Source organism: Rurimicrobium arvi (genome assembly GCF_039540495.1).
Taxonomy (GTDB): Bacteria; Bacteroidota; Bacteroidia; order Chitinophagales; family Chitinophagaceae; genus Rurimicrobium; species Rurimicrobium arvi.
In genome coordinates this window covers 197,979-210,659 of sequence record NZ_BAABEZ010000022.1, presented here as the reverse complement: position 1 = coordinate 210,659, position 12,681 = coordinate 197,979, and the positions used below count along the sequence as shown (strand labels likewise).

The 12,681-nt window shown below is 48.9% G+C and carries 9 protein-coding genes; 8 read left to right on the top strand and 1 reads right to left on the bottom strand.

Annotated features, from left to right (window positions below):
- The first annotated feature begins 11 nt into the window (after positions 1-11).
- From hutU to ABD846_RS07560, 7 genes are read left to right on the top strand one after another with little or no spacing between them, the layout of a single operon-like run.
- Positions 12-1,670, top strand: a complete 1,659-nt coding sequence (gene hutU / locus ABD846_RS07590; protein ID WP_344824743.1) for a urocanate hydratase — start codon at positions 12-14, stop codon at positions 1,668-1,670.
- A gap of 27 nt (positions 1,671-1,697) precedes the next feature.
- Positions 1,698-2,795, top strand: a complete 1,098-nt coding sequence (locus ABD846_RS07585; RefSeq protein ID WP_344824740.1) for a M20/M25/M40 family metallo-hydrolase — start codon at positions 1,698-1,700, stop codon at positions 2,793-2,795.
- 9 nt (positions 2,796-2,804) lie between these two features.
- A complete protein-coding gene (ispF, locus tag ABD846_RS07580) occupies positions 2,805-3,290 on the top strand; it encodes a 2-C-methyl-D-erythritol 2,4-cyclodiphosphate synthase (RefSeq protein ID WP_344824737.1) in 486 nt (161 codons plus the stop codon).
- A 37-nt stretch (positions 3,291-3,327) separates the two neighbouring features.
- Positions 3,328-4,083, top strand: coding sequence for a UDP-2,3-diacylglucosamine diphosphatase (locus tag ABD846_RS07575; protein ID WP_344824734.1), 756 nt, complete (start codon positions 3,328-3,330; stop codon positions 4,081-4,083).
- 6 nt (positions 4,084-4,089) lie between these two features.
- Positions 4,090-4,578, top strand: coding sequence for a SixA phosphatase family protein (locus ABD846_RS07570; RefSeq protein ID WP_344824731.1), 489 nt, complete (start codon positions 4,090-4,092; stop codon positions 4,576-4,578).
- A 23-nt stretch (positions 4,579-4,601) separates the two neighbouring features.
- Entirely contained in the window at positions 4,602-6,050 is a 1,449-nt protein-coding gene (locus ABD846_RS07565; RefSeq protein ID WP_344824728.1) for a RapZ C-terminal domain-containing protein, read from the top strand.
- Positions 6,051-6,068: 18 nt separating this feature from the next.
- Entirely contained in the window at positions 6,069-7,940 is a 1,872-nt protein-coding gene (locus ABD846_RS07560; RefSeq protein WP_344824725.1) for a M1 family metallopeptidase, read from the top strand.
- A 77-nt stretch (positions 7,941-8,017) separates the two neighbouring features.
- Here ABD846_RS07560 and ABD846_RS07555 read toward each other — a convergent pair whose 3' ends face one another.
- A complete protein-coding gene (locus tag ABD846_RS07555; protein WP_344824722.1) occupies positions 8,018-9,724 on the bottom strand; it encodes a hypothetical protein in 1,707 nt (568 codons plus the stop codon).
- Between the two features lie 258 nt (positions 9,725-9,982).
- Here ABD846_RS07555 and gyrA point away from each other — a divergent pair, with 258 nt between their 5' ends.
- The gene (gene gyrA, locus ABD846_RS07550) at positions 9,983-12,649 is read left to right on the top strand and encodes a DNA gyrase subunit A (RefSeq protein ID WP_344824719.1); all 2,667 of its coding nucleotides are present in this window, start codon (positions 9,983-9,985) and stop codon (positions 12,647-12,649) included.
- The last annotated feature ends 32 nt before the right edge of the window (positions 12,650-12,681 follow it).

Genomic DNA, 12,681 nt, shown 5'->3' with positions numbered 1-12,681 from the left:
GTGTTATTCTTATGAGCACACAAACCTCAAAACGTATTGTAAAGTCGCCCACCGGCTCTGCGCTGCATTGCAAAAACTGGGTGACAGAAGCTGCTTACCGTATGATCCAGAACAACCTGGACCCTGAAGTGGCAGAACGCCCTGAAGACCTGGTCGTTTATGGCGGTATCGGTAAAGCGGCCCGTAACTGGGAAAGCTTCGACAAGATACTCGAATGCCTCCGCGACCTGAATGAAGACGAAACGTTGATGGTACAAAGCGGCAAACCCGTGGGTATCCTCCGTTCGCATAAAAATGCCCCCCGTGTGCTGATCGCCAATTCAAACCTGGTGGGTCGCTGGGCAACCTGGGAGCACTTCCGCGAACTGGAGGCGAAAGGATTGATGATGTATGGCCAGATGACTGCCGGAAGTTGGATCTATATCGGGTCGCAGGGTATTGTGCAGGGTACCTATGAAACTTATCTTTCACTAGCCAACAAGCATTTCCAGGGTAGCCTGAAAGGCACGCTGAACGTAACAGCGGGACTCGGCGGCATGGGTGGCGCTCAGCCTTTGGCCATTACCATGAACGAAGGCGTTTGCCTTGCTGCGGACGTGGAAGAATGGCGTATACGCAAACGGCTGGATACCCGCTACATTGATAAGATGTACCATAACATCGATGAAGCTATAGACGAATCGCTGCGCGCAAAAGCAGCAGGTGAAGCTATTTCCATAGGGGTGGTATGCAATGTGGTAGACCTGCTTTCAAGGCTGATCGAACGCAATATCACACCGGACACACTCACGGACCAGACGTCGGCCCACGATGAGCTGATCGGTTATTTTCCGGAAAACATGAGCGTAGACCAGGCAAATGCCCTGCGCGATTCCAACCCGGAAGAATACAAATCGCGTTCGCTTGATACGATGGCCCACCATGTGCGCCTGATGCTCGAACTGCAAAAACGCGGTGCCATCACATTTGATTATGGCAATAACCTGCGCGGACAGGCAAAGGATAAACGAGGTGTGGAACACGCATTCGACTTCCCCGGATTTGTACCCGCATATATCCGTCCGCTGTTCTGCGATGGTAAAGGGCCATTCCGCTGGGTAGCTTTAAGCGGAGATCCCGAAGATATTTATACTACAGACCGCGCACTCGCAGAATTGTTCCCTGAGAACAAGGGACTGCAACGCTGGCTGAGCATGGCAAAAGACAAGATCGCATTCCAGGGCCTTCCGGCACGTATCTGCTGGCTGGGTATGGGAGAGCGCGAGAAAGCAGGCTTACTGTTCAATCAGTTGGTACGCGAAGGGAAAGTAAAAGCACCGATCGTTATCGGCCGCGATCACCTCGATTGCGGTTCTGTAGCTTCTCCGAACCGGGAAACCGAAGCAATGAAAGACGGCAGCGACGCAGTGGCGGACTGGCCGATCCTGAACGCGCTGATCAACACTGCGGGCGGAGCCAGCTGGGTGAGCTTCCATCATGGCGGTGGCGTAGGCATGGGCTACTCTTTGCACGCAGGTATGGTCATTGTAGCCGATGGTTCAGATGATGCGGACGAACGCCTCAAACGCGTGCTGCATAATGATCCGGCCATGGGTATCCTGCGTCACAGCGATGCAGGTTACGAGCAGGCTCAGGATAATGCGAAGCGTTTCGGACTGGATATCTGGTAATACCCCTCATCACGTAAATTTACTTTTATGGCAAAAGCGAAAAAGGAAAAGTCATTACTGAACGACCATTCGATGGCGTTCATCCGGGAATACCTCAACAACTCCTCCCCTACCGGTTTTGAATCCAGCGGTCAGAAAATATGGCTGGATTATATCCGGCCTTATATCGATACACATTATGTCGATAATTACGGAACGGCTGTCGGCATCATAAACCCTGAAGCGGAATATAAAGTGGTGATCGAAGCGCATGCTGACGAGATCAGCTGGTTTGTAAAATATATCAGCGCAGACGGATTTATCAATGTGTGCCGCAACGGAGGCAGCGATCACCAGATTGCGCCCTCCAAACGTGTGAACATCTATACAAAAAAAGGAATCGTCAGAGGTATATTCGGCTGGCCGGCGATACATGTGCGTAAAGCACAGAACGAAAAAAGACCGGACGTGGAAAACATCTGGATCGACGTCGGTGCAAAAAACCGCAAGCAGGTAGAGGAACTCGGTGTACACGTAGGATGCGTCTGTACGTTTACCGAAGGCTTCGAAACACTGAATTACGGCTATTGGATCGGTCGCGCTATGGACAACCGTATGGGCGGTGTGATCATAGCCGAAGTAGCCAGACTGCTGAAGGAAAATAAAAAGAAACTACCATTCGGATTGTATATCGTAAATGCGGTGCAGGAAGAGGTGGGACTGAACGGCGCAACCATGATCGCGCAACATATCAGGCCGAATGTGGCAATCTGTACCGATGTGACGCATGACACCACCACTCCTATGATGAGTAAAAGCGCAGATGGAGACATACATTGTACAGACGGACCTGTACTGAGCTATGCGCCGGCTGTGCACAACATATTGCTGGAGAAAATCATCGATACTGCCCGTAAAAACGAGATCCCGGTACAATTACAGGCGGCCGCACGTTCCACGGGAACGGATACGGATGCATTTGCGTATTCAAATGGCGGTGTACCGAGTGCCCTGATCTCACTTCCGCTGCGGTATATGCACACTACTGTGGAAACAGTGCACCAGTCCGATGTGGAAAGCTGCATCAGACTCATGTACGAAGTATTGCTCCGCTTATCTCCGAAAGACAATTATAAATATCTTTAAATCCGACTTATGTACCGTATCGGGCAAGGCATAGATTTTCACCAGATGGTGGAGGGGCGCGAGTTCTGGCTCGGCGGCGTACTGATCCCCCATACAAAAGGTGCGTTAGGGCATAGCGATGCGGATGTACTGCTGCACGCGATCTGCGATGCATTACTCGGAGCGCTGGGGCTCGGAGACATCGGTAAGCACTTCCCCGACACCGATCCTTCGTTGAAAAATATCGACAGCAAGATATTGCTGGCAAAAACTTATGCGCTCATAAAAGACCGCGGATACAGCGTGGTAAACATCGACAGCACTATTTTATTACAGGCTCCGAAGATCATGAAATATGCCACGGAGATGAAGGAGGTTATTGCACGCATAGTGGAAATCAGTCCCGAAGATGTATCCATTAAAGCGACCACTACAGAACAAATGAGCTTTATCGGACGGGAAGAGGGAATAGTGGCAACAGCCAATATACTGATAACCAAAGTACAGTCGCAGTAGTTCCGAATGTGCTACCTTGCAGTCCTTACCAACACGAATGACAATACCCGAAGGGAAAAAAATATATTTTGCGTCGGACTTTCACCTGGGCATCCCCGATCATGCGCGGAGCCTGGAGCGGGAACGACGTATCTGCCGCTGGCTTGATGAAATCAAGTCCGATGCTGCACACCTGTTCCTCGTAGGCGACCTGTTCGACTCCTGGATGGAATACAGGCATGTAGTGCCGAAAGGCTACGTACGCTTTCTCGGCAAACTGGGCGAATTGCGCGATAGCGGTATCACCATTGAAGCTTTTACAGGCAATCACGATCTCTGGATGCGTGGCTATTTTCAGGAAGAACTGGATATTCCCGTACACCACGAGCCGGTCGAGCGCATCATCAATGGAAAATCTTTTATTATAGGTCATGGTGACGGGCTCGGCCCCGGCGACCGCGGGTACAAAGTGCTGAAATCAATATTACGCAATCCTGTGTGTCAATGGTTGTACCGCCGTGTGCATCCGGACACCGGAATGGGTATCGCATCTTATTTCAGCCGCCTGGGCCCGAAACACGAAGGTGGCAATAAAGATAGTTTTAAAGGACCGGAGCGCGAATTCCTCGTACAGTATTGCCTTTCGGTACTCGAAAAAAGACATATCGACTATTTCGTGTTCGGTCACCGCCATCTGGCATTGGAATACCCGTTACCCCAGAATAGTCTGTATATCAATCTCGGCGACTGGATCAACTTTGACAGTTATGCCGTATTTGAAGGGCAACAGCTCCGGTTACATTATTATAAGTAAGGCAAAATGAAACGAACCCTGATACTGATGCGTCATGCGAAGACGGAAGATATCCGACCCGGGCAACGCGACTTCGACCGGGAACTGCTCAGTCGCGGTGAAGCGGATGCTGCGAAAATAGCGCAGACTATCCTGACGCATTGTCCGCGACCGGAATTGTTACTCAGCAGTACGGCAAAACGTACCCGGCAAACAGCCGGAATATTTCTGGAGGCCGCCGGTAACGATCCTGCTATTGAAGTGCAGAACGAGCAAAGCCTCTACCATGCGTCTTCAGAAACGATACTCCATGAGATACTGTCCGTTCCGGATCATGTGCACTGCCTGATGCTGGTAGGACATAACCCCGGTATCAGCGATTTCGCATTTGAATGTTCGCGGAAAATGGCCGTAGGTATGCCTACCGCATCAGTGGCGGTTTTCAGCTTCGATGCTCCGGACTGGCTGCATTTCGGCGCCGCTCCCAAAACCCTGGAACACTATTTCCATCCCTGACACACCAAGCACACACAGCAGATATGATGAAGACTCCCGCACATAAACCGGTTTTAATCCAGTTATTTGAAGAACATTTCGGATCACAACCCGATTCGATCAGTGAGATACCTATGTCCGGATCGGACAGAGTGTATTTCCGCCTCAGCAATGAGAAACACAAAGCAATAGGAACATTCAACCAGAATATCGCCGAAAACAATTCGTTCTACTATTTCACAGATCTGTTCCGCAAGCACGAAATCAACGTACCGGAAATTTATAAAACAGGAAAAGACCGGCGTTACTACCTGCAGCAGGACCTTGGAACCGTTACCTTATTCGATGAACTGAACCGCGAAGGCTTCAGCGACCAGGTAAAGGAATACTACCGCCTGAGCCTGGAGCAGCTGGCGAAACTGCAGTGGATCGCCGGGCGCGAAGCAGATTATAACCAATGCTTCGGCGTAAAACAGTTTGATGAAAAAGCGATCAAAAACGATTTCCTTTATTTCAAATATTACTTTGCCGATCTGCAAAAGATCGTTTACGACAGAACGGAAATCAGTGATGAAATAGACGAGATCAGTAAAGATCTCGGACGTATACAGCCCAAAATGCTGATGTACCGCGACTTCCAGAGCCGCAACATTATGCTGTTTGAAGGTAAGGTGTACTTCATCGACTACCAGGGCTGCATGCAGGGGCCTCCCCAGTACGATGTTGCTTCCCTGCTGTGGCAGGCCAAAGCGCAACTGCCGCAAAAGTGGAAAGACGAATTGCTGAATGCCTATATCCATAGCCTGAATACGCTGCCGATGGCTAAGATAGACGAGATGTACCTGCGTAAGGGATATTCCCAGTTTGTAATGCTGCGACTGATACAGGTGCTCGGAGCATACGGATTCCGGGGCTTATTTGAGCGACGTCCGCATTTCATCAGCAGTATTGCACCGGCTTTACAGAATCTCGAAACATTTCTGAATGACAACCCGCAGATACCCAGCTATCCGAAAATACGAGGGTTGCTGGAAAAGCTCAGCAGTAAGGAAATCCGCGCCAGTTTTGACTTTCCGAAGGCGGATGAACATACGAAGCTCAAGGTGGTGATCAATAGCTTTTCTTACAAAAAAGGCATTCCGAAAGATCATTCGGAGCACGGAGGTGGATTTGTGTTTGATTGCCGCGGCATCCTGAACCCCGGTCGTATAGACCAGTATAAGAAGCAAAGCGGAAAAGACATCGCGGTGAAAGAATACCTGCAAAATGAAACCCGCATGGGTCAGTTTCTCGAGAATGTCTACAATATGGTGGACATAGTTGTAGAGGATTATATGGCGCGTGGCTTCGACAGTCTTTCCGTAAACTTTGGATGTACGGGCGGGCAGCACCGGTCGGTCTATGCCGCAGAGCAACTCAGGAAACACCTGATGGATAAATACCGTCTGCAATCAGAAGTGCATCACACCAACGAAAAAAACTGGGTACAATAATACCTTACACAAATTCCTATGAAACAGATCGTTTATTTCGGACTCTTTCTCACTACCCTGTTCGCTGCCTGCGGCGAAAAACACGCAGCCACACAGCAAAAGAGCAATGCATCTGCAGACAGCAATAACCGCGACTGGCATACACTGAGCAATGCAGACAGCATCGTAATGAAACACCTGAGCCTGGACCTTAATGTGGATATGGGCTCAAAAACCATATCCGGATCTGCAACCTGGGATATAGAAAATTCAAGGGACCTGCCCGACCTCGTACTCGACGACAACGGACTGCAGATCGATTCTGTGTACACAGATGGTAAACGCGCGCCCTTTACACTCGGCGAAAAAAGAGAGCATCTCGGAACTCCGCTGATGATCCGTGTAGGCCGTAAAACGAAACAGGTACGTATTTTCTATCGTACCGCTCCGGATGCTAAAGCGCTGCAGTGGCTGGATGCCGCACAGACAACGGGCAAAAAGAGTCCGTTCCTGTACACGCAATCCGAAAGCATCTACGCCCGCACCTGGGTTCCCTGTCCGGACGGTCCCGGTATCCGCTTTACCTACAGCGCAAGAATTACCGTCCCCAAAGGTATGCTTGCGGTAATGAGTGCCTCGGGAAACCCTACCCAAATCAATGATTCCGGCGTGTATCATTTCGACATGGATATAGCGATTCCCGCTTACCTGCTGGCGCTCGCCGTTGGTGATATACGCTTTATGGCCGAAGACAGGCGCACCGGTGTGTATGCAGAGCCGGAGATGATCGAACGCGTGCACCGCGAGTTTTCCGACATGGGCAAAATGGTGGAGACGGCAGAAAGTCTGTACGGACCATATCGCTGGGGCAGGTACGACGTAATTGTACTACCTCCCGGTTTCCCGATCGGAGGAATGGAAAATCCGAAACTCACGTTCTGCACCCCAACGGTAATTGCAGGCGACAAATCGCTCGTGAACCTTATTGCACATGAACTCGCACACAACTGGAGCGGCAACCTGGTGACCAACCGTACCTGGAACGACATCTGGATGAATGAAGGGTTTACCGTGTATTTCGAACGCCGCATCTGTGAGGCAATGAACGGCAAATCTTATGCAGATATGTTGTGGGAACTGGGCTACCAGGATCTGGAAGCTGCGGTGGCAGACTTCGGCAAAAACAGCCGGCAGACCTGGCTGAAACAGGATCTGGCTAAAAACGATGCGGAGGATGCACTGAGCGATATCCCTTATGAAAAAGGTTCGCTTTTATTGCTGCTCATCGAACGGAATGTGGGACGTGAACGCTGGGATACATTCCTGAAACAATACTTCGCGGAGCATGCCTTTAAAAGTATTACCACTGAGGAATTCCTGCAGTACCTGGATCAGCACCTGCTGAAAGGCGACTCTGCATTGTACCATAAAATCAATATTCCCGCCTGGGTTTACGGTCCCGGTATACCGGACAACGCACCAAGAGCCGACAATGAGCGCTTTGCGAAGGTGGATGAAGCACGCACGCTTTTCCTGAATGGTACAACACCGGAAACGCTCGCAACAAAAGAGTGGACCACTCATGAATGGCTGCATTTCCTGAGAAAAATGCCTAAACCGCTTTCGCTGCAACAGATGGCGGCGTTGGATAAAGCATTTCATTTTACACAAACAACGAACAGCGAAATCGCATTCCAATGGTTCATAACCGCCGTGGCTGCCGACTATCAGGCTGCGTTCCCGCAAATGGAACGTTTTCTGAGCGTAACAGGAAGACAGAAATTTATACTGCCGCTGTATGAAGCATTGAGCACCGAAGGCAAAAAAGAGCTGGCGATCAGCTGGTACCGGAAATACCGCTTAAATTATCACCCTCTTGCCCAGGGGAAACTGGACAAGATGCTTCAATAAAGATCGCAGATAATGATCTAAAAGAGAAAGGCGCACAAATTATTTTTGTGCGCCTTTCTTATTGGTTGTAATAATCATCAGGAAGTTTTCTGGATCGTAACTGTTCCCATACGCGTCCTTTTGTTATTCCGTCCGCGTCTGGACATCAGTATCACCAGGCTGTTTGCTCCGGCACGCTGAATATTCAGATGCGGATCAAATACGTAACCATCGCCATCGTTTTTGGAAATCAGCAGATCCTTTTTGATGCCGCCATCCTGTTTCACCTTAGCGATGTAAGTCGTTTTTCTGGAGTTTTTGCCGCTGCGTACGCGATTCGTAGTCTCCAGTCCTGCATCGTCATTAAACAACAGGTACGTGTCACCATCGATATTTGAAGAGGCATAATCACGCTCGTACGGCTGACTGTTATCTCCGGTAACGTATATGTTTTCTTTCGCTACCTTGTTCATAGCGGTTTTCTTGCCGTCTTTATCAAATTTGAATACAATCATATCTCCGTAATGATGGTGGTATTCGGTGTGCGTGGTAGTCATACCCGTGCGGCCGCCCCCTGAAGTACGCGTTACAGCAACCACATAATAATTCTCGGCTACAGCCAGGTACCCACCGTCATCCGTTTTGATAAAATCTGTAAGATTGAAGCGGGAAGACTCTTTGAGGTCTTTGCCCCTTGACTCTTTCCTTTTCAGCTTTTTTTCCGCGTTGGGCGAATAAGTGGCACCGATAAATTCCGCGTCAAATTCGTGCTTATGCATTTCATATATCTGGTGGTCCTGGTCGAGCGGCGCATAGAACATTCCGTCGTATCCCTTTTTACCGCTTCCGTTGCGGTAAAACCCAACTGCCATCGGGACTTCGGTATTGTTCAGGGATAACAGTACATCATTCACATAGCTACCTTTAAATTTCATCCGCGTTTCCTTTGGTTTGGGCTGTTCTTTGCTCATAGCAAATACGGAAACATAACCCGATTCATCACGGTGATTTTTGTCCAGGTTGCGGCCCATCACCAGCACCTCTCCATCATTTGTGATTTGCGCATCTTTCACTTTAAAGTCTTTGCCCGATTTAGGCAATTTGTAGTTTGCGCTGAACAAGGGTTGCAGATCGCTGGTAAATGCGGCAGCCGAATAGGCAACGCCGGTCTTGGAAGACTTATCGCGCTGATAAGAAGCAGAGAACAACACCTTGCTGCTGTCCGGAGAAACGGCAATATGGAAGTCGTCGATTTTCAATGTTTTATCTTTCTTGTTACGGGAAAGTGCAAACAGGTGGGTTCTTGTCTCCACCGTTCCGTCTTTCATGTTTATTTTAAGCACATAATAATCGTTGCGTGGCTTTTGCTCGTCCTGTGTAACAAGATAATAGTTGCCCTTAACGGTTACACTGATCATACTCATATTGTATGCCTGGAAAGAACTGAAAATCCCTACCATACAGATAACCGTTTTCCCGTCGATGGCACTTTGCTTCAAAGCTATTTTCTCACCGTTTACACGAAACTGGTCTACAAGATTCAATTGAGCATCATACTTTTTGATATACCGTTCTTTACGAACGTCCACATAGTTGATAATTCCCAATGGGATGTACACTTTCGGCCGGTATTTTGCACCGGCAATGTAGACATTGCCGGAGTCGTCGCGACCGATGACTGATTCGGAACGGATTTTGTTTTTTACTTTTTCGTTCAGCTTTACCTGGTAGGTTTGCGCGAAAGACGGCAAGGTAACCGTTGCCAGAAGCGTCGCAAAGCATGTTTTGCGTAGATAGTGATTCATTTGGAGAAATATTAAGTGCGCCAAGATAAAACATAATGACATTTAATGCAATACTACTGTAAGCAAGTATCGAAATACATTTCAGGTTTCGTCCCTGAACCCGGATAAAAGAGCTGTCAGTCGCAGCTCCGGCCATAGTCGGAAACCTCCTAAAACTTATCCACAAACCTTGATAAACAGGCGGGAAAAACGCCCTGAAATAGGTATATTTGCGCATATCAAAACCGGCTTCAGGCACGGTAGAATCAGTAAAAAATTATGTCAGAGAATCCGATAGACAATCAAGAACAAGAGCAACCGGAGAAGCTTCGGATATTACCCGTAAACATTGAGGAGCAAATGAAGACCGCCTACATCGATTATTCGATGTCGGTAATTGTGGGTCGTGCGCTCCCGGACGCGCGTGACGGTCTGAAACCCGTACACCGCCGCGTACTGTATGCAATGCATGAATTGGGTAATAACAGCAACAAGCCTTATAAAAAATCGGCTCGTATCGTGGGTGAGGTACTGGGTAAATACCACCCTCACGGCGACTCTTCCGTTTATGATGCCATGGTGCGTATGGCCCAACCCTGGAGCATGCGTTACCTGATCGTTGATGGTCAGGGTAACTACGGTTCCCAGGATGGTGACGGCCCGGCCGCTATGCGTTATACCGAAGCGAGACTGCAAAAGCTTGCAGAAAGCATGCTGGATGATCTTGAAAAAGATACGGTGGACTTCACCACTAACTTCGACGATTCTCTTGAAGAGCCAACCGTACTCCCTACCCGCATTCCCCAATTGCTGGTAAACGGATCTTCGGGTATTGCCGTGGGGATGGCCACCAATATGATGCCGCACAACCTTTCTGAGGTGGTGGACGGCTGTATCGCTTACATCAATGACAATGAAATCAGCATTGATGATCTGATGAAGCATGTGAAGGCTCCGGATTTCCCAACCGGCGGTATCATCTACGGTATAGACGGCATTAAAGCGGGCTTCCACACCGGCAGAGGTCGTGTGGTGCTGCGCGGTCGTGTAAACGTGGAAACCATGAAGAACGGTAAAGAACAGATCGTGATAACGGAAGTTCCTTACCAGGTAAACCGGGATGCGCTTGCAGAAAAGATCGGTTCGCTCGTAAACAATAAAATTATTGAAGGTGTTACTCATGTAGCCAACGAATCCAACAAAGAGGGTACCCGTATTGTGGTGGAACTCAGAAGGGATGCCGTGGCACAGGTGGTGATCAACCTGCTGTACAAATACAGCGAACTGCAGACATCCTACGGTATCAATAATGTTGCGCTTATCGGAGGTCGTCCTAAGACGATGAACCTCAAAGAGCTTATTGCGGAGTTTGTACGCTTCCGCCATGAGGTGGTGGTGCGCAGAACACAGTTTGAACTCAGGGAAGCGGAAAAGCGTGCACATATCCTCGAAGGGTATATTATTGCGCTGAATAACCTGGATGCTGTAATCCAGCTTATCCGCGAGAGCAGCACACCTGAAATCGCGAAGAACGGATTGATAGAGCAATTCGAGATGTCCGAAATACAGGCAAAAGCTGTACTGGAACTGCGTCTCCAATCGCTCACCGGCATGCAGATCGAGCGTGTGCGCGAAGAATATGCGGAGATCATGAAAACGATCGCTCATCTGAAAGACATCCTCGCAAACGAAGAGATGCGCTTCGATATCATTAAAGGAGAGCTTGAAGAAGTAAAAAAGAAATTCGGCGACGAACGTAAATCCGAGATTGATTACGGAGCAAGCGAAATGGATATGCTGGATATGATCGCGGAAGAAGATGTCGTGATCACGATTTCGCATCTGGGTTATATCAAACGTACCTCTATCGCGGAATACCGTGCACAACGCCGTGGTGGTCGCGGATCTATGGGTGGAAAAACACGCGAAGAAGATTTCATCGAACATCTGTTCATCGCATCCACGCACCATACATTGCTGATCTTTACGGAAAAAGGAAGATGTTACTGGCTGCGCGTGTACAAGATTCCGGAAACTGACAAAAACGCGAAAGGAAGAGCAATCCAGAACCTGATCCAGCTTCCTCAGGACGATAAGATCCGCACCATCATCGATGTGGCAAACCTGGAAAATGAGGAATACATCAATAAGCACAATATTGTATTGTGTACGAAGCAGGGTATCATCAAGAAAACTTCACTGGAAGAATTCAGCCGCCCACGCTCCAATGGTGTGAATGCGATCACCATCCGTGAAGATGATCAGTTGCTTGAAGCAGCTCTTACGGACGGAGACAGCTATATCATGATGGCTGTTAACAGCGGACGCGCGATCTGCTTTGAAGAGGACAAGGTGCGTGCTACCGGTCGCGGCGCAATCGGCGTGTATGGAATAGACATGGAGGAAGGTAAGGACTATGTGATCGGTATGGCTTGTGTGAACAGGTTCGATATCCGCAAACAGATTCTGGTGGTTTCCGAAAAAGGTCTGGGTAAACGTACACCTTTCCTTGAGCGACTGGAAGGAGGCGAAAACCAGGAAGATCTCGCCAATATCGTAAAGATCAAAAACGAATCAGGCGAAGAGATTCCTTATCAACTGTCTTACCGTGTAACCAATCGTGGTGGTAAGGGGGTAAAAACGATTAACATCACAGAGAAGACAGGATCGCTGGTCGGACTGCTGGCTGTTGACGAAACAGACGACCTGATGATCACCTGTAAATCCGGTATCACCATCCGTATGGAAGTGAGAAATATCCGCGAGGCAGGCCGTAATACCCAGGGCGTCAAACTCATTAACCTCGATGAAGGAGATGAAATTGCCGCGCTCGCAAGTATCCGCGAACAGGAAGAAGATGAAATAACCGAAGAGCAAACTGCTGAAGGAAACACTGAAACTGCAGCTCCTGAGGCTGCTTCGGAAGATACACCGGCAGCGGAATAAGTATCGGAACTCAATAAAATCAAGGGCAAAAC